This window comes from Paenibacillus sp. SER-28 (assembly GCF_052906305.1).
Map to the genome: position 1 here is coordinate 68,628 of NZ_JBRECM010000013.1, position 18,857 is coordinate 87,484.

Here is an 18,857-nt window from a genome sequence, read left to right on the forward strand (position 1 = left end):
ATTTATCTGCATTTAACTGGCTTTCGACAGCAAGTAAAGGAAATAAGGGGTGACCAGTATGGTGATAATAATTCCGGTTGGAATATCTGCCCCAAAACTAATCGTCCGAGTAAGTGTGTCAGCAATCAAAATGACGAGTGCACCAACGAATGCCGTCGTAGGTAGCAATAGCTTATGATCGGGCCCTACTAGCTTGCGCGCTAGATGGGGGCTGACCATGCCTACAAAAAAGAAATTTCCGCCAAGTGCCACGCTACCAGAAGCAAGCGCAACGGCAGCAATCGTCAAGCCGATAAACTCCCTTTTAATTGCTACGCCGAGGCCCGATGCTGTCTGATTCCCCAAATTCAACGTATTGAGTGTGTTAGACCTGTAAAAAACGTAAAAACAGATGATAAGCACCCATGGGAGCAGCACCATAATATTGCTCCAGTCGTCCCCCCACAGGTCTCCAGCCTGCCATCTCAAAGCAAAGTCATACTGTTGCTTGTCTAGCCGGAGTGTCAACATCAGAGATAATGCGCTGTAGCCACTGCCCATAGCGACACCAGTTAAAATTAAGCCTGTAGGCGAGATGTCTCTTCCCCGCCTGAAAGCAAACATAAAAATCATAAATGCTGCCGAAAGGCCGCCTGCAAAAGCCAGCCCAGGAAGAAGAATAGGCGATAGCAATCCTTCACTAGCGAACAACGTAATATACATAAGTACAAATAACCCTGAGCCTGAGCTGATGCCGAGTGTTCCCGGACTGGCCATGTCGTTTTTGAGCAAGCTTTGCATAATACAGCCTGATATCCCCATGCCAATACCTACCAATATAGAAAGCACAATACGTGGCAGTCGAAAGTCAAACACGATCAGGTTCTGTTTGCTCGTTCCTTCGCCAATGATAACCTTGAAAACTTCGAATGGAGTTAGGTTCATTTTCCCAACATTCATACTAAGTACAGCCACTAGCAGCGTCAGCACTACTAACAGTAAAATAATGCTAATCCCCCTGGTATTACGGGACAGTTTCAACTAAACTCCCTCCTCTGCTTGCGCACAAGGTAGAGAAAATAGGGTACGCCCACCAAGGCAAAAATAATGCCAAGGGGTGTTTCGTGAGGACGATTGATCAGACGTCCGAGTAAATCCGCCGCCAACAGAAAGACTGCTCCATACAAAGCTGAGGCTGGGATAATATACCGATAATCCGTTCCGACCAGATGGCGCATAATGTGTGGCACGATCAAACCAACGAAGCCAACAGGGCCGACCACAATAACCGATAACCCCGTTAGAATTAATACAATTAAGGTTGAAAACAACTTAATCCTGTTTGCACGAATACCCAAGCCTGATGCCACATCCTCCCCGAAGCTCAAAATCGTAATCGAGGGAGAAAGCACGATGGCACAGATCAAACCCACTACAAACAGTGGCGCAATGAAAGCTAATTCACCCCACTTGGCACTGGCTGTACCACCAGCAGACCAGTAATCAAGGGCTTGGCCAATCTCATACTTAATAGCGATAAACGTACTAAACGCACCAAAAAGCATGGAGATGGACATTCCTGCCAGCACCAGTCGCTGAGGCGTCATTCCTCGCTTGCCTATAGATGCGATGTAATACGTAATGCCTGTAGTGATTGCTGCACCTAGACAAGAATACAGCATGGTTTCTCCGTAGGTGCGACCAGGCAAAAAGGCCATACATAACGCAATAGCAAATGTCGAGCCAGAACTTATGCCAATAAGTCCCGAATCCGCTAGTGGATTGCGAGTGGTTCCCTGCATAATTGCCCCACACACAGCCAAGCTGCACCCTACAATGATATCTGCCACGGTTCGTGGAAAACGCAAGGTGTGAATAATCTGATGTTCTGTAATGTTGGGATCAAACTGAAATATAGCACCCCATGCCAGCTTCAGGCTCATTTCCGCAGCACCAAAGGTAATAGATGCTGCGGTAACCAGCAGGAGCAGGAACACGCCCACGATCATGTAGCTTACAAAATGAAATATTCCTTTTTTATTTGGTTCTTTGTGAGTAGACATCGATTACACCCTTAGTTGGTCAATTATGCATCGTTACTTAGTCTGTTCCAGCAATTTGCTAATAATATAATCTAGCTGTCCCGTCATACTAGCAACGTCCGAATAATAGAACAGTCCTGCATATTTCGCTGGAATTTCGATGATATGTCCGTTTTTAACGGCTGGAATACTGCTCCAGATTTTTGTCTTCGCATATTCAGATTCCTTGCCTTCCTGCTTAAACCAAAGGACATAATCTCCAAAGTATTCAGCAGCTACCTCGTAGGATAAAGAACCCCGACTCTCTCCGGAATTTTTAACCAATGTGTTGAGCTTTTCCAGTTTGTGAAGTCCCAGATAATTGTAAAGCAACGTTCCTCCACGTGAGCCTGTTTCATAATATATTCCGTAAGAGCCACTGCCCCAATCCTCGAAAATGCTAAACGTTTTGTCCTTGAATATGTCGGAATTTAGTTTTTCTTTGGCCTGACTCAGCTTGCTTTCAAACAGTGAAATCACTTTGTCTGCTTCTGCTTCATGTCCTGTGGCCTGACCAAGGAATTTCAAACGTTCTATAGAGGTCATTTTATCCTCAGGTATTACAAGAACAGGCGCAATTTTAGACAACTTATCATAATCCTTTGTATCATATGTAATGATGAGATCAGGATCATACTTCATAATTTCCTCAGTTTCCCACTTTTCAATATTGGGAATGTCGTTAAACTTATCGTAAAAAGGCATCGTTTCTTGTTTCCACCCCATGACTGCGGCTGGCTTAATCCCTAGTGTAAATACATCGCCAACATACCAGTTCACGACTACCCGTTGAGGATTAGCGGGCACCTTCACGTCTCCTTTTACCGTAGAGACTGTACGCGTATCAGAATCACTGCTTGCCTCTTCCTTCACGGACGACGCGGGTTTAGCAGATGAATCAGAGGAACTGCCAGCATTCCCGCAACCTGAAATAACGAAAATCACTACGAATAGTGCACATAAAATCATGTGAAACTTCTTATTCATCATACGATGCATGTTGTAAATCTCCTTTGAAATATAGTAAGTGCAAAACATACTTAAAATTAGTGATATTGATAATCATTATCACTAATATCAAATTGTAAATTTTACCTCACTGATTGTCAACTGTTTCTTTAAGTTTTATGTTTTACTTTAATGGGTTCTCCAGCTCCCCTCTTCTATTTGCTTCATGCCATTCCTGATAGATTCCTCCAATTTCATAAAAGGCTTTGTTCATTACAGTTGTCAGCTCCTTCATGATCTCCTTGGTATATTTTAAATGAGTATTTATGTTATCCACTTTATATTTGCGAAGCAGATTTAGATGAGCAATGATGTGAATCGTATCTTCGATAATCCAATAAATCACATCCTCTACATCTTTCGTAAGCTTGTTTAGCATCTGTATGCCTCTTTCATACATCTGGAGCGTATAACCCCGCTTGCCTACTTGCACATACGAACTAAGATCATCATAAAAATCCGTACGGAAAGGTCGTCTTACATATTGCTCATACTGCTCTTCATATATTGAAGTTTGTTCAAGCAGCTTAATAGTCATATCTATGATTTCTTGTTCACTGTATATTTTTTTCATCAGATTTTCCCTTGCCTTTCTCTGCTAAATAAATTCAAGTCATAGTTAAATTAGATCACAAGTGATGCAATAAGAAGTCAAACTCTTTTTTTACCAACCATTAACAATTTTGTTTGATGCAAACGATAATTAGAATAGAGGGATTTCCCTCAATATATCCAACTGAAGGAGACAGGCGAATGAATAGAGTATGGACGAAAGCATCGGCTATTCTATTGGTAGTAATATCCCTGATGTTCAATGGAACGTACGCGCTCGCAGCTTCAGCAACATCAACGTATATCGTTACGTTTCAACAAGCAACCTTGGTATCCAACGATTACGTAGGCAACGAATGGGCCATTGCTGCCCAGGTGGCGGGCCAATCCATTAGTGAAGGCAACAGCGTAAAGGTAAAGGTCAAATCAGGGGGCAGCATTAAGCTGTATGCGTATGCCGAAGAACAAGACAAAATTCCTGATGATGGTGAAGCCACCAAGAATGTAAAGGTCTCCTCTGTTTCTGCCAAAGGTTCTACCGTTAAGCTAAGAGTGACGGTTACTGAAAACCGTGGACGTTACTCAGGTCATCAAGCCGTTTGGGAATTTACGTATAAGATTAAGAAACAATAATAGAAAAAATAGACCGTCACTCCCAGGAGGGGCGGTCTTCGCTTTTACAAGTCGCGGTAACTGGGCACATACCATTTCGGTATATAGGTTTGAAAGTAATCATACGCTTCCAAAACCTCTTCAGCTCGTTGCACCATATCGTCCACCTCTTTTTTGCCAAATGGAATGGCCCAGTGAACCGATGAAAGCTGATTGCTTGCAATATACAGAGCCATTAATCTAAAAAATAAATCAGGTACATGGTTATTAAAATAACCGTGGATACGGCCCGAAGCGAATAAAGGACTTAACGCTGCACACCAGGTAATTCTATTGAATTCCTCCCAAGGATCACCATAATCCATTCTATTAAAATCGATGATACCCAGTTCACCGGATGGGGTAACCACCATATTGCCCACATGATAATCCCCATGCTGAAAAGTCTGGGGACGATTTTCTAATAGCTGACGATTTTGCTCAATAAAGCTTATGGCTTGATCTGCTCCCTTTAGGGGAATACCGCATGACTTATAGTTTGTAATAAATCTGTTTATTTTGCCATTATAATGTTCACCCCATGGGACTCGATCTTGCTCCGCATGAATCTCATGCATTTTTTTCAATGCATCTCCTGCTTGAACCCCGAGTTGATACTGTTGTGCTGCGGTCAACGTAGGGATAATCTCTTCAGCATCTTTCCCTTCGATCCAGGTGAACAGGGAATATACAGATTGACCATCATGACAAATCCCAAATTCAAGCGGCCGGGACATGAACAGATTCTCCACGTGGTTCAGCTTTGTTACAGCTTCAAACTCGCGCTTCTTTTTATCATAATGAACCATATCCGCTATTCTTAGCAGCAAGTCCCTACCGTCAGTGGTTTGAATATAATATTTCTTGTCACTGGACCAGCCTCTATGAATTTCTTCCACGTGGCTCCACCTGCTGGCACCCGGTATTTCACTAAAGAGTTGATTCACGCTCATCCCCCCCACGTTAAGATAGCCTTACTTACTATATATGCTTTCCATAGTTTACCTTCGTAATGACAGAGGAATCAATCCTCTTCCTGGAAAAACTCAAATAAAAAAGGCTGAAAAGACAAGCCGTCTCTTCAACCTCAATATTCACTGAGTTGCCATCGTGAACACCCATCACTTGTATTTTCAAATCAGTAAGAATAAGAAAACTCATGTTTAAATTCGTCTACCCGTTGAATGGTTTTCAGAATATTTCGACCTTCACGTGTGCCATCAATAATACGACGAGCTTGTTTACTATCCCCGATATTAATAACTTCTAATTGATGTTCTTTACCATATTCGAGCAAGCTGTCCATCAGCGGACTGTGTGAACGCATACCCAAGCATACGAATCCAAGATCAAAAGGAATCTCAAACTCCTGTTCTCCATGCTTTACTTTGAAGCGGTCGCTACACACTTCTGTCAAAGCTGTTTCCGTATGGACGTTCACTTCCCGCTCCTCTACCATTTTCATCATGGAAATCCGAGTAATCATATCCAGGTCTTTACCCAGTAACGGCATCATCTCAATAATAGAAACCTCTTGTGCTCCACGCTCTGCATAATATTCGACGACATCCAGTCCCACGGCTCCGCCGCCAACTACAGCAATGCGTTTACCTTCAAATTCCTGGAATTTCTCCATGTTGTGCAAAAGATCAAAGATGGAGAACACTTTTGTACCTGGTTTACCCAGTTGCTCATGTAAACCTGCAATGGGCGGAAGAAGTGGTGTGGCCCCCGTCGCATTGACAATAATATCAGGATTCAGGGCACTAATCATCGCCAAATCGGCTCGGGTCCCTGTTACAATGTTCAGATTGGTTAACTGTTTGGTGCGTTGAATCAGATAATCAGGGAAATCATTGATGCGTGTTTTGTCTGGCAAGTGGGCAATATCACGAGCCAAGCCGCCCAACTCTGGTTTTTCCTCAAAGAGGGTTACTTTGCAGCCTACTTCGGCTGCCGTACATGCAGCTTCCATACCAGCGGTCCCACCACCGATCACAACAACCTGAACGTTGTTTTTTACACGTTGTTTCCGGTATTCAGCTTCCTTGAACAGATCCGGATTTACCGTACAGCAAATTGGTTTACTTTTGGAGATACGATGATCTGCACAACCAATGTTGCAAGAGATACATTTTCTAAGCAAATGTTCGTAGCCGTTTTGCACTTTAAGCACCCAGTTCGGTTCTGCAATCAAGCCTCTACCCATTGCCAGAAGATCAGCGTCACCTCTCTCCAAAATATCCTGCGCAACCTGTGGGCTCCGAATATTACCTGAGGTCATCGTGACCTTCCCGAATTTTTCTTTGACCGCTTTGGCCATATATGAGCGCCAACCATCCGGCAGGTTCATCCCGTCAATCTGGAACTGGATGGAATCATTCAGAGCAGCAGAAACGTTCAGAATATCTACCTCATCATTAAGATACTCCAATAACTCGAGTGTATCTTCCAGTGTGTTCCCACCTTCTGTGAACTCTTCCGCGCTAAACCGTAAGCAAATAGGGAAAAATGGGCCCACCACTGAACGAATTTCATCAATGACTAATCTGGCAAAACGGGTACGGTTTTCTGCGCTGCCGCCAAATTCATCCGTGCGTTTATTATACATCGGCGAAAGAAACTGACTCAGCAAGTAGGAGTGTCCCGCATGAATTTCAACACAGTCAAATCCTGCTCGTTGTGCTCTTCCCGCTGCTTCTCCGTATTTGCGCACAATGGCGTAAATTTCTTCTTTTTGCAGAGGTCTTGGAATCACTCCGCCCTTTTTAGAAGGAATATTCGAAGAAGATACAGGCTGAACTCCGTTCAGTCGTCCCGCATAAGCCGAAGCACCCGCATGGTTAATTTGTACAGAAACACAAGCTCCATAAGAGTGCAGGGCTTCTGTTAATCTAAATAGTCCGGGAATAAACTGATCGTTATCCATACGCAGCTGGGTTGTTCCGTTCGTACCCATTGGGAAATCAAGACAAACATTTTCTACTGTTATCAAGCCGGTACCACCTTTGGCCCGTTGCACGTAATAGTCAATATGATCCTGAACAAAGCTTCCGTCCATGGCAGCAAAGTTAGTTCCCATCGGGGGCATAACAATCCGATTTTTCAAGGTCATGCGTCGTATGGTTAGAGGTTCAAAGATAGCAGGATAGTGGTTCATTGTTCTTCCTCCTTGCGAGTTTACAAATTTTATGTTCAAGCTTCCATTAAAGTATTTTCATATGTGATTTTTTTCACTTTTGGGAATATCGAGATGTTATTGAGTACGATCATTCCTTATGGTTTGATTTTATATCATCTAATTCATAAATTCTAATGCTATTTTATGTAGTGAATCATAGTTTCAGTCTATAGATTAACTGGATTAAGACATAAAAAAGGAACAAACCTGTGAGGAATGTCCCTTTTGTGTGAAAAAAATCATGCTAATATTCCGAACCGCCTACCGATCTGTTCTTTTGAAACCGTTGGGTACACGCTCCAAAATCCCCTGCCCGAAAAGCTGGGTGAGTCTAATGAAAGGAAACACCTCAGCTTGACGTCAAGGGAGACTTGTCTATCCGTATACAGATTATACTTTTAAATCACCATCATAGGTGGCAATCATATTGTACAGTTCAGGACGACGGTCACGGAAAATGCCCCATTCAATCCGTCCTATTTCCAGCTCATCCAGATCAAATTCAGCAGTAAGCACTTCCTCATCGGTACGACCCGCTTCTGCGATCTTGTTACCTTGATGCCCGGCAATAAAGGAAGAACCGTAGAATGTAATACTGGAGTCCTCGTCCGTTTCAGTTCCGATCCGATTGGAAGCAATAACTGGAATCAGATTGGAAGCCGCATGACCCAGCATGCAGGTCTGCCAGTGATCCTTGGAATCAATGGCAGAGTCCTGCGGTTCCGAGCCAATAGCTGTCGGATAGAACAAAAGTTCTGCGCCCATGAGCGCCATACAGCGGGCCGCCTCAGGGTACCATTGATCCCAGCACACGCCTACCCCAATTTTGGCATAACGTGTATTCCATACTTTAAAACCGGTATCGCCCGGATTAAAATAAAATTTTTCCTCATACCCAGGACCGTCCGGAATATGGCTTTTACGATATTTACCCAACACTTCACCGTCCGCGTCAATGACAGCAAGACTGTTGTAGCGCGCGTAGTTTTTCTTTTCATAAAAACTGATGGGCAGCACAACCTGTAATTCCTTGGCGATCTTCTTAAAATGGTTAACCGCCTTGTTGTGCTCCAGCTCAGTTGCATATGAATAATAATCAGACTTTTCCTTCTGACAGAAATATGGAGTCTCGAACAACTCTTGCAGCAAAATAATTTGTGCGCCCTGCGCTGCCGCTTCACGTACTAACTTCTCTGCTTTACTAATATTTTCTTCGATATTGGTAGAGCAGCTCATTTGAGTTGCAGCCACTTTTACTTTTCTCACGTTAGTCCTCCTTTTAGATGTTGTATCATTCAACGCTTTACAGCAGGCATCTGCTGGGTCGTACAGTGCACGTTACCGCCTTCACGGATGACCGCCATACCGTCTACAGTACGAATGGTGCGATCTGGAAATACATTTGCCAGCACTTGCTCAGCTGCAAGATCGCTCTTAGCGGCAGTACCGCCAAACACCGGCAAAATAATGCCGCCATTCACAAAGTAGAAGTTAATATAGCTCAGTGTCAATCGGCTATCTTCATAATCCACGCGCGGCGGCTGACCGATCCGAATCACTTCCAGCTTACGGCCTTGGGCATCCGTTGCTTGCTCCAAAATACGCAGATTTTCCTGCGTGATTTCGTAATTTTCATCCTCAGGATCATCACATACTTGCATAATGACCTTGCCAGGAGCTGCAAAGCAAGCAATATTGTCCACATGGCCATCTGTTTCGTCGCCACTAAGACCACGTTTTAGCCATATTATTTTCTCTACACCTGTATACTCACATACATACCGTTCAATTTCTTCTCTGCTTAATTCCGGATTTCGGTTGGGATTGAGCAAACACTCTTCGGTTGTAATCAGTGTGCCTTCGCCGTCTACGTGCAGTGAGCCGCCTTCCATCACAAGCGGTGCATCAAACCGTGGAACTCCAAGTTGGTCCAAAATTTGCGGCGCAACATGGTCATCTAGATCCCATGGAGCGTATTTGCCGCCCCAGGCGTTAAACTTCCAGTTTACACCTGCCAATTGACCATGCTCGTCTGTGAGAAAAGTAGGGCCGTTGTCACGCAGCCACGCATCGCTGTGCTCAATCGGCAGGAGTTCTACCCGTTCCCCAAGTTCAAGCGCCTTAACGCTCTCCAGATCATCCGGATTTACGACCACAGTAACTGGTTCAAATTCCGCCATGGCGCGTACAATTCCGGCATACCCCTTGCATACATCAGCATGCATATCTGGGTAAACCATTGAAGATTTTACAGGCCAAGAAATATACGTGCGTTCATGTGGCGCCCATTCAGGCGGCATCTTATAATGTGAATCCTTAATTTGCATGTATTGAAGCTCTCTTTCTTTTTCATAATGTAGACTCCGCTCCTATCATACAATAATATGATCTTTGTCTCAATCGAAGCGGAAAAGTTTTAATAATTTACATTTACATTGGAATAAATTACTTTGAAAACGTGATTGCTTTCACCGTATTCCCATCAAAATCCTTCACAGTGAATTGTGCTCCCTCCAGCACACCGTAAGAGGATGGATAGTTTTCTTTTGGCAGCGAGATCGAACCGGGGTTCAGTATAAAGACCCCATTTTCCACATCTGCTACCGGAATATGAGTATGTCCCTGGATGAACACATCTCCCGCTTCCAGTGGTGGTAAATTTCCGATACTAAAGCCATGTCCGTGCGTGACATAGATTCTCCGTCCTTCATGGTGCAACAAAGCATAATCACCCATCATAGGAAACTCCAGTAGCATCTGGTCCACCTCTGCATCACAATTTCCGCGCACAGAAACCGCAATATGGGACTTGTACTTATTCAGCAGAGCTGCCACTTCTGCCGGATTATACCCTTCTGGTAACGGATTACGTGGTCCGTGGTACATATAATCTCCGAGCAGAACAAGACGATCGGCTTTCTCCTCCCTGTACTTTTCCAGTGCCAATTGCAACCAGTGTAATGAGCCGTGAATATCTGATATAAACATCAATTTCATGATTGTTCTTTCCTTTCTGAATAGGCTAAAAATATTCCACTTAAGCACATTATTGCATTATTCCCTGAACAAATCTGTGCAAAATTGTTCTTTTATTTGGTAACATTCTTTTAAGACAATAAACTACAGCTCCGAGTGAGCTGTAGTTTATTATTAGTTCCCTTTGTACTTGGTCTTATCATCTTCGGTGATTTTACGGATTACCTTACATGGGTTTCCAGCAGCGATCACACCAGAAGGGATATCTTTGGTAACAACACTTCCTGCACCGATAATGGAGTTATCGCCTATAGTAACACCAGGCAGAACGCTGACATTACCACCGATCCACACATTATTGCCAACTGTAATAGGAAAAGCAATCTCCAATCCCTCATTACGTTGTTCTACATCAAGAGGATGACCCGCAGTATAAAATCCGCAGTTAGGAGCAATAAACACATGATCACCGAAAACGATTTTTGCCCCATCAAGCATGATCGTATTATGGTTACTATAGAAATTTTCACCTTTTTCAATGTTATAGCCATAGTCACACACAAAAGGTTGCTCAATCAAAAATCTATCAGTTGTTTTCCCAAGTAAAGTTTTGATGAGTGTTTCTCGTTCTTCGATATTTCTAGGATGAAGCTGATTATATTCGTGGCAGAGACTTTTGGCGTATAAACGTTCTTCAATCAACTCTTCAGAACTGGAAAGCTACTCACATTGAAATTTCCACCAAATTACCTTCTGGATCTTTAATTACGCTTTCATAATAGCCGTCACCTGTCAATCTTGGCTGACCCACAACTTCATATCCTGCATGCATGAGCTGCTCTGTCTTTTCATTCACCCGTGCTTTACTTCCAACGGAAAATGCCACATGAGCCCAGCCCGTAATATTTATCTGTGGTGAATGATCTACTCCCGTTTTACGCATAACCTCTAACCTTGCTCCATCCTCAAAGGTGATAAAATAGGACTCAAATCCTTTTGTAGCGTTATAATATTTATCGTTAGATTTTCCATCAAAATATTGCTCGTAAAAGCTTTTCATCTTTTCTAAGTCTCTCACCCAGATCGCTACATGCTCAATCTTCATTATTTTCCTCCTTCTGCAGCCCTCATCATTAAAAAATCATTAATTTATACTGGACTCAATTTTTAGCATAGTTATTATTAACGTTTTAATAAGTCTCAATATATCTCAGTAATTCATTTTTGTCCAATCTATTTATCATCAATTTTCAATAAATAACGCTTACGAATCATTCATGAAAGCTCTTTCGTCTTCAGCTTGTAACTCGGTTGCTAATACCCCTAAAAAATTAGCGACCGCTTCGTAAAAGAGAAGAAACGGTCGCTATCTATAAGCCTTCATTGTATATTTAATACTTAATCACTGGTTTATTTATAAATTAACGTTTCAAGCTTTCACCGTTCGTAGCAATAACTTCTTTGTACCAATGGAACGATTTCTTTGGATATCTTTCAAGTGTACCGCTGCCATCATCATGACGGTCTACGTAAATGTAGCCATAACGTTTTTTAAGCTGAGCGGTCGAAGCGCTGACAAGGTCAATACATCCCCAAGACGTATAGCCCAAAACTTCTACTCCGTCCTCAATAGCTTCACCAACTTGAACCAAATGATCATTCAGGTAGTTGATTCGGTAGTCATCCTCAACCGTTTTTTCGCCTTTTTCATTCGTGATCAGTTCATCAACGGCGCCCAGGCCATTTTCAACGATGAATAATGGTTTTTGGAAGCGATCATAGAACGTATTCAGGACATAACGCAGACCTTGCGGATCAATTTGCCAGCCCCACTCACTTGCCTCGAGATGTGGATTGATGACACCACCAAGGATGTTACCTTCACCTTTGACTTTTTTAGCTTCGTCAGCTGTCTCACAAGTACTCATATAATAGCTGAACGAGATAAAATCAACGGTATGCTTCAAATCTTCGGCATCACCTGGTTCAAAGTGAATAGAAATTCCGTTTTCTTTAAAGAATCGTTTCATGTAACCAGGGTATTGACCTCTTGCGTGAATATCGGCAAATGCCATGTTTCTGTGATCGAATTCCATCGCAGCAATCACATCGTCTGGATTAGGTGTCAGCGGATAAGTAGGCATACTCAGCACCATACAGCCAATTTTGAAATCAGGGTTGATCTGATGACCGATTTTTACCGCTCTTGCACTCGCTACAAGCTCATGGTGAATAGCTTGATAAAGATCTTGCTCACTAAGTTGATCTTTTGGTGTGCTAATTCCTCCACTCATGAATGGTGCTTCAAGAATGGAGTTGATTTCATTGAAAGTCAACCAGTATTTAACTTTATCTTTGTAGCGATTAAATACAGTTGTAGCATAGCGCTCATAAAAATCAACAAGCTTACGGTTTACCCAACCATCGTATTCTCTGGACAAATGTAAAGGTGTTTCATAGTGAGATAATGTAACGAGTGGCTCAATTCCATATTTGTGAAGTTCATCAAACAAATCATCATAAAATTGCAAGCCTTTTTCGTTAGGCTCCAGTTCGTCACCTTTAGGGAAGATACGTGACCATGCAATAGAAGTACGGAATACTTTGAAGCCCATTTCCGCAAAAAGTTTGATATCTTCTTTATAATGATGATAAAAATCAATACCGATCAACTTCATGTTATCTTCTGTTGGTACATCCGTAACGGGCCCCCAGCCACCACGAGGAGTTACATCCTGAATGGACCAGCCTTTTCCATCTTCTTGATAAGCGCCTTCGAGCTGATTAGCAGCAACTGCTCCGCCCCACAGGAAATCTTTTGGAAACTGTGTACTCATATTTTCTCCGCCTTTGCTGATGTTTTTCATTAACTAGATAGAAATACGTTACCTCTATGCTAATGTGTTATAAGTACTTCTAAATGAATCTTAAGGTTTGTAACGCGTTTCATGTCAAGTATTATTTTAAAAACTTCTAGAGCTTATAACTGTATTATCTCCAATAAGTACTCCCATACTTATAACTCTTCTATTATTGAGTAAAATGACTATTCTTTAATTGGCGGATCTACATGAATATCTCTATCTGGTTCAGTGCTTACCCAGCGTGTAAAGATAACCTGAAAGCCGGCTCGAGTCGGCGCGCAGGCAAAAGGACCCGCCTGTTGTCCCGTTTGATAAGGAAAACGTGCTACACGTACGGTGCGCCAGCTTTGATTTTCGGTTCGAGCTCTAATGATAACTGCATCCTGTAGCTGTGAAGCACGAATCGTGACATTTTTCCCTACCCACTCAGGTACAGGAGCTAATGACCAATCGGAATAGCCATCTGTGACTACGACAGCTAATTGAGGAATTCCGTCATTTAATTCAATCCCAGCTTTAATCCACTTTTGCTGTCCTTGATACAGCATTATACCGGCCTGATCATAGAGCTCCGTAAATGAGCCTAATTGAAACGTGACTTCGATGGCTGAGCCTTCTTCCCAGTCTGTAAGCAGGGAATGTCCGCTACTGCGTTCAAATCCATACAAAGTTTTTTCCCAGTAGTCGCTTCCTTCTCTGGTTTCAACTTTAAGAAACTGGTCTTCTTCTATGGATGATACAGGGTGATTAGTCCATGTCCCTGTAGTCCATGCAATCGATTTTTGAGTCATTAATCTCATCCTCTCATGCTTTATTGAACGATGTCCTATTTCCTTTTCTCCACCAATTGCAAATTGTACGTCAGACTTTCAAGGGTCACCGAAATCAACCCATACATATATTCATCATGCGTATCGTTTTTCACAAAAATCTCGGGCATATGTTCTTTGGGTACATCTTTTAGACAGCCGTTATAAATATCGTCCAACAGAGTCGGCTTGGATAACTCTCCAGTCAAAGCGATAGATACAGGGTCTATAATTGCAATAATGGAAGTAATCGTTTTGATCGCCAGAGGAACAAATCCCTCTGTGCTATTTAACTGTTTAAGCTGTTCCTCTCTTGTTAAATCAAAGGGTAAGAAGGACACCTCCCCCGCAAACTTGGTATTTCCTTTTAACAAATGTCCGTCGACAATAAAACCCGCTCCGGGGAAATTGTCTTTGGGAAACGAAACAATAGCAAAGGTTTTATCCTCATCATAATTCTGCATGTTATAAAATCCGTAGACTGTCAAATGCATATCATTTTCAATGGTAACTTCTAATCCGTATTTATCTTGAAGCCGTGGACCTACAGGGACTCCTATGAGCAGGTCGAGATCGCAAACATCGATAATCCCTTGATGAACAACCCCAGGAATGCCAATCCCAATGGCTTTGACGTTTCCATAGTTATTAATCAGCTCTCCAATTTGGGTTTCTATGACCTCATAATCAATATGGGGCACTATGGAAGTATTCTCGATGATGATATCACCAAGCAAATTGGCAACAGCATAAGTAAGAGAATGTATACCGCCTTCCGTTTTCACATTTAAACAGATAATATATGAATAATCAGCGTTATATTTGTACCGTCTAGCCGGACGTCCGCCGTTCGATTCTTCCAATTCCGTCTCTAATACTTCCCCGGTTTGAAGAAGCTCATTCAGAATATTTCCGCAGGTTGCCACACTAAGACCTGTGATACTGGCTATGGATGACTTGGTTGCATATTCCTTGGATTTCAGTGTGTTTTTAACTAACTCTACATTAATTTGTTTAACCCGAATAGTATTATTGGAGACTGGTTGTATTTGAATACACTCCTTTTCCAGTATTTATTAAAAGGTTTATAATAAGTTGTAATATACCGCTCTGCCTGCAAAAAGTCAATTTGTACGCGTCTTCCTCTTCTCCTCCATCATCATGCTATACTATAAATAAGAAACAAATTTTTAGTGCGGCATCTTTGCGATAAAACGAAGTGAAATAGGAGGGATTCTGTTGTCAGCTATTGAGTATATAGCAATAATCGCGTTGCTCCTCTCCGTCATACTTTTAATTAAGGTCTATAGCCTTCAATCGCGTCTTAATGACCTGAAATCCGACGTGGAGCGTCTTGAAAATCGTTCAGGAATACAAGGAACATCGCTGTCAGGTACCATCGCTGCCACTCCTTCACATGTTCTAGATGCAGGAGCTTCAGAAGATATCAATGAAAAGTTGATCCTGCTAATTAGGGAAGGAAAAAAGATTCAAGCCATAAAAGAGCTGAGAACCGCTAAGGATCTTTCCCTTAAGGATGCAAAGGATTATGTCGATCAATTGGAAAAACTCTAAGAAAGGAAGAAATAAGATGAGTGCCAGCAAAACAAACGCCATGCGCATATTGGATGGGCAACACATACAATACAATATTTTGAGTTATGATCATCAAGACGGAAAAATAGACGGGATGAATGTGGCTGAGAAAATAGAGAGAGCCCCAGAAATGGTTTTCAAAACTTTGATTGCACACAGCAAACAAAATCTGTTTGTTTTTGTAATCCCTGTACATAAAGAGCTTGATCTCAAAAAAGCAGCCAAATGCGCGGGAGAGAAAAAAATTGAAATGCTTTCAGTTAAGGATTTGCAAAAGTATACGGGATATATTCGCGGTGGCTGCTCCCCCATAGGAATGAAAAAGCTCTACCCCACTTTTATCGACCAGCCTGCATTGGAACTGGAAGCCATCGTTGTGAGCGGTGGGAAAATTGGGACCCAACTGGAGTTGAGTCCACACGATTTAGCTCAAATCATTCAAGCACAGTTTGCAGATCTGACACATACAGCATAAAACTCACCACATGATCATAAAATCTTTATGCATATTTTCTCTAATTCCTTGCTTCATCAAGCTTCAACCTGGAAAGGAAGATCTAATGATGCATAATGATTGCCCGAAAAATGTAAGAATCCCCCAACCCATCAGAAGCGATGGTGCTGGGGGCATCGACAAGGGCCCACGTGATGTGATGAGGGATCTACAAAATCCCGATATGCTGGTTCCCCCCGTAACGGACAATGGTCTCATTCCGAATATGAGATTTTCTTTTTCTGACGCCCATATGCAGCTTAATCATGGTGGGTGGTCAAGAGAAGTAACGGTAAGAGAATTACCTATTGCCACAACCCTTGCCGGGGTGAATATGAGTTTGACGCCGGGAGGTGTACGTGAGCTTCACTGGCATCAGCAGGCGGAATGGTCTTATATGCTGTTGGGAAGTGCTCGTATTACGGCAGTTGACCAAAATGGACGTAATTTTATTGCTGATGTGGGTCCCGGGGATCTCTGGTACTTTCCTCCTGGCATTCCCCACTCTATACAGGGGCTTGAGGATGGCTGTGAATTTTTGCTGGTTTTTGATGATGGCAGCTTTTCCGATCTGAACACCCTATCCATCTCGGATTGGTTCGCACATACTCCCAAAGACGTACTTTCTGCAAATTTTGGTGTATCAGAAGCTGATTTTGCAGCAATTCCTCAAGAACAAGTATACATCTATCAGGATTCAATTCCCGGTTCAATTCAAAGCCAAGCGGTTCCCTCTCCTTACGGGACGTTGCCCCAATCCTTCAAGCATGAATTACTAGCCCAGCCCCCAATCAAAACACCGGGCGGAAGCGTACGAATCGTTGACTCCTCTAATTTTCCGATTTCCAAAACCATCGCAGCCGCCCTTGTTGAGATTGAGCCCGGAGCCATGCGAGAAATGCACTGGCACCCCAATAATGACGAATGGCAATACTATCTTACAGGGCAAGGACGGATGACTGTCTTTGGTGGTAATGGCTCTGCCCGCACATTTGATTTTAGAGCCGGAGATGTCGGATATGTTCCTTTTGCTTATGGTCATTACATTCAAAATACTGGCTCTAGCTCATTATGGTTTCTTGAAATGTTTAAGAGTGACCGTTTTGCGGATGTTTCACTAAATCAATGGATGGCTCTTACCCCCACAGAACTGATTCAGAGTAATTTACATGTAGGTGTTGATGTAATCTCTAATTTACGAAAGGTAAAATGGCCCGTCGTCAAATATCCTGGTTATTCTTATGACCCTAAAAAGAAATAACGGGAACAACTTTGTCATGATTATTTCCAGCTATCCCCATGGCTCAGAACAAACTGCTCGAATGATATCGGACGGCGCCCAGTGACACGCTCTACGGTATGAGTAACTTGATCTTCACTTCCATTTTCACGTATCCTTCTATCCAATCCCGCCAGCATATCTGCATATTCTTCAGGCATTCCAGCTCGAACCATGCCCGCTTTTAGCTCTTCATCAGGCAACGAGATATGCTGGATTGCTTGGCCTGTTAACTTCCCAATAATCTTACCGACTTCGCCATAGGTTAGTGACTGAGGTCCAGTGATGACATGAGCTATGTTATGTGGTTTATCGTCAATCAGAGCTCGTACTCCCACTTCTGCAATGTCATCTGCACTGACAAAACCTACTCTCCCTTCTCCTGTCGCACTATAAATCGTGCTGGTGTTTTTGATGGTACTTACATGCTGACCTTCTGTAAAATTCTCCATAAAGTAGGATGGCTGCAATACAGCCCACTCTGGAGCTAATCTACGTAGTGCTTGATGCACAGGTCCAAATACTGGCCCGTCCTCAGGCACAGATGCGCTCCCTAACAGCACAAACCTTTGCACTCCTTCTCTCAAGGCCCTCTCAATAAAAGGAATCATCACTTTGGCGGGATTGACATCCAGCACAGGTACTACCAAATAAATTTTATCTACATTCATCAGCGCCTGTGCATGTGTTGATTCATCATACCAATCAAAATATACATAATCTTTCCCTTCCCATTCGGCAGGATGAGCACGTCCTGCCAAACGTACCGGATGCTGAAGTTGCGTAAGTCTGGCGGCTACACGGCTACCTGTTTTGCCGTTTGCTCCTGTAATCAACGCTATATTTCTGTCTTTCATGAAATTCAACTCCTATTTAAATTTTTTGTTTTCGCCTAGATATCCATATCCCTATGAGGCTTGAACTCTTTTATTTATGATTCCAGGGCTTCAAGAGCTACTAAAGGGTTCCAGTAATCTTTGTAGTGAATAATTTTTCCGTTCTTCAGCTTAATAACAGAAATGTAGGTTTGATTATACGGTTTACCTGTGCTCACAGCCTGCGCCTCACAGGCGAACTCGGCCACGAATAAATCCCGGTCCGTTGTCGTATGGATAATTGGTGAAGAGAAATGCTGAATCCGAAGTATATTAGGAAACTCCTTAATGTACTCGTAAATTGCTGCTTTGCCCTGAAGCATTTGTGCAAAATGCTTAGGTGCATAAGGGAACTCGAAAACAGCGTTATCATCAAATAATGAAATCCATTGCTCCATATTTTCTTCTAACAGGTTGTTCGTAAATTTATGCATGACTGCTTGCGCTTGCTGTTTTACTTCGTCAGTATTCGGATTGATTGTCATGGTAGACACCTCGCAAATATATTTTTAG

General features: G+C 42.7%; 20 protein-coding genes. 4 read left to right on the forward strand and 16 right to left on the reverse strand.

Translation table 11 applies throughout. The annotated features are described in order from the left end of the window. Nucleotides 1-12: 12 nt before the first annotated feature. The 4 genes from ACUYLD_RS22710 to ACUYLD_RS22725 form a co-directional block, all read right to left on the reverse strand. On the reverse strand, nt 13-1,020 hold the full coding sequence (locus tag ACUYLD_RS22710) for a FecCD family ABC transporter permease (protein ID WP_446676048.1): 1,008 nt from the start codon (nt 1,018-1,020) through the stop codon (nt 13-15). After that, nucleotides 1,017-2,042: a FecCD family ABC transporter permease gene (locus ACUYLD_RS22715; RefSeq protein ID WP_235306290.1), complete on the reverse strand. Its 1,026-nt coding sequence runs from the start codon at nt 2,040-2,042 to the stop codon at nt 1,017-1,019. Before ACUYLD_RS22715 ends, ACUYLD_RS22710 begins: the two co-directional genes overlap by 4 nt. 33 nt (nt 2,043-2,075) lie before the next feature. Continuing rightward, nucleotides 2,076-3,059 (reverse strand): ABC transporter substrate-binding protein, encoded by a 984-nt coding sequence (locus ACUYLD_RS22720; protein ID WP_446676049.1) that lies wholly within the window; start codon nt 3,057-3,059, stop codon nt 2,076-2,078. A 133-nt stretch (nt 3,060-3,192) separates the two neighbouring features. Further along, nucleotides 3,193-3,642 (reverse strand): Imm63 family immunity protein, encoded by a 450-nt coding sequence (locus tag ACUYLD_RS22725; protein ID WP_446676050.1) that lies wholly within the window; start codon nt 3,640-3,642, stop codon nt 3,193-3,195. A 179-nt stretch (nt 3,643-3,821) separates the two neighbouring features. Between ACUYLD_RS22725 and ACUYLD_RS22730 the strand changes: the two genes are divergently transcribed. Next, nucleotides 3,822-4,253 (forward strand): hypothetical protein, encoded by a 432-nt coding sequence (locus tag ACUYLD_RS22730; protein WP_446676051.1) that lies wholly within the window; start codon nt 3,822-3,824, stop codon nt 4,251-4,253. Nucleotides 4,254-4,297: 44 nt separating this feature from the next. Here ACUYLD_RS22730 and ACUYLD_RS22735 read toward each other — a convergent pair whose 3' ends face one another. From ACUYLD_RS22735 to ACUYLD_RS22780, 10 genes are all read right to left on the reverse strand, one after another. After that, a complete protein-coding gene (locus ACUYLD_RS22735) occupies nt 4,298-5,218 on the reverse strand; it encodes an aminoglycoside phosphotransferase family protein (RefSeq protein ID WP_446676052.1) in 921 nt (306 codons plus the stop codon). A 191-nt stretch (nt 5,219-5,409) separates the two neighbouring features. Then, nucleotides 5,410-7,431, reverse strand: coding sequence for an oxidoreductase (locus ACUYLD_RS22740; RefSeq protein WP_446676053.1), 2,022 nt, complete (start codon nt 7,429-7,431; stop codon nt 5,410-5,412). Nucleotides 7,432-7,842: 411 nt separating this feature from the next. Next, a complete protein-coding gene (aguB, locus tag ACUYLD_RS22745) occupies nt 7,843-8,718 on the reverse strand; it encodes an N-carbamoylputrescine amidase (RefSeq protein WP_254351670.1) in 876 nt (291 codons plus the stop codon). A gap of 29 nt (nt 8,719-8,747) precedes the next feature. Continuing rightward, nucleotides 8,748-9,779 carry an agmatine deiminase family protein gene (locus ACUYLD_RS22750; RefSeq protein ID WP_446676054.1) on the reverse strand — a complete coding sequence of 344 codons (1,032 nt, stop codon included), beginning with the start codon at nt 9,777-9,779 and terminating at the stop codon, nt 8,748-8,750. A gap of 118 nt (nt 9,780-9,897) precedes the next feature. Beyond that, on the reverse strand, nt 9,898-10,449 hold the full coding sequence (yfcE, locus tag ACUYLD_RS22755) for a phosphodiesterase (protein ID WP_061830162.1): 552 nt from the start codon (nt 10,447-10,449) through the stop codon (nt 9,898-9,900). Between the two features lie 153 nt (nt 10,450-10,602). Next, nucleotides 10,603-11,130, reverse strand: a complete 528-nt coding sequence (locus ACUYLD_RS22760) for a sugar O-acetyltransferase (RefSeq protein ID WP_322162350.1) — start codon at nt 11,128-11,130, stop codon at nt 10,603-10,605. A 22-nt stretch (nt 11,131-11,152) separates the two neighbouring features. Continuing rightward, on the reverse strand, nt 11,153-11,533 hold the full coding sequence (locus ACUYLD_RS22765) for a VOC family protein (protein ID WP_023988486.1): 381 nt from the start codon (nt 11,531-11,533) through the stop codon (nt 11,153-11,155). Between the two features lie 316 nt (nt 11,534-11,849). Next, complete coding sequence (locus ACUYLD_RS22770) at nt 11,850-13,265, reverse strand: glycoside hydrolase family 1 protein (protein ID WP_250245222.1); 1,416 nt, start codon at nt 13,263-13,265, stop codon at nt 11,850-11,852. A gap of 209 nt (nt 13,266-13,474) precedes the next feature. Beyond that, nucleotides 13,475-14,083, reverse strand: a complete 609-nt coding sequence (locus tag ACUYLD_RS22775) for a DUF1349 domain-containing protein (protein ID WP_061830161.1) — start codon at nt 14,081-14,083, stop codon at nt 13,475-13,477. Between the two features lie 35 nt (nt 14,084-14,118). Then, on the reverse strand, nt 14,119-15,027 hold the full coding sequence (locus ACUYLD_RS22780; RefSeq protein ID WP_254327455.1) for an ROK family protein: 909 nt from the start codon (nt 15,025-15,027) through the stop codon (nt 14,119-14,121). A 313-nt stretch (nt 15,028-15,340) separates the two neighbouring features. Here ACUYLD_RS22780 and ACUYLD_RS22785 point away from each other — a divergent pair, with 313 nt between their 5' ends. The 3 genes from ACUYLD_RS22785 (at nt 15,341) to ACUYLD_RS22795 (ending at nt 17,451) form a co-directional block, all read left to right on the forward strand. After that, the gene (locus ACUYLD_RS22785; protein WP_446676055.1) at nt 15,341-15,676 is read left to right on the forward strand and encodes a ribosomal protein L7/L12; all 336 of its coding nucleotides are present in this window, start codon (nt 15,341-15,343) and stop codon (nt 15,674-15,676) included. Nucleotides 15,677-15,692: 16 nt separating this feature from the next. Continuing rightward, nucleotides 15,693-16,172: a Cys-tRNA(Pro) deacylase gene (gene ybaK / locus ACUYLD_RS22790; RefSeq protein ID WP_446676076.1), complete on the forward strand. Its 480-nt coding sequence runs from the start codon at nt 15,693-15,695 to the stop codon at nt 16,170-16,172. 88 nt (nt 16,173-16,260) lie between these two features. After that, nucleotides 16,261-17,451 carry an oxalate decarboxylase family bicupin gene (locus tag ACUYLD_RS22795; protein ID WP_061830157.1) on the forward strand — a complete coding sequence of 397 codons (1,191 nt, stop codon included), beginning with the start codon at nt 16,261-16,263 and terminating at the stop codon, nt 17,449-17,451. A 20-nt stretch (nt 17,452-17,471) separates the two neighbouring features. Here the strand turns inward: ACUYLD_RS22795 and ACUYLD_RS22800 are convergent, their stop codons facing one another. Both ACUYLD_RS22800 and ACUYLD_RS22805 read right to left on the reverse strand, forming a co-directional pair. Continuing rightward, nucleotides 17,472-18,326: an NmrA family NAD(P)-binding protein gene (locus ACUYLD_RS22800; protein WP_235306298.1), complete on the reverse strand. Its 855-nt coding sequence runs from the start codon at nt 18,324-18,326 to the stop codon at nt 17,472-17,474. Between the two features lie 74 nt (nt 18,327-18,400). After that, nucleotides 18,401-18,829: a nuclear transport factor 2 family protein gene (locus ACUYLD_RS22805; protein WP_250268234.1), complete on the reverse strand. Its 429-nt coding sequence runs from the start codon at nt 18,827-18,829 to the stop codon at nt 18,401-18,403. Between the last annotated feature and the right edge of the window lie 28 nt (nt 18,830-18,857).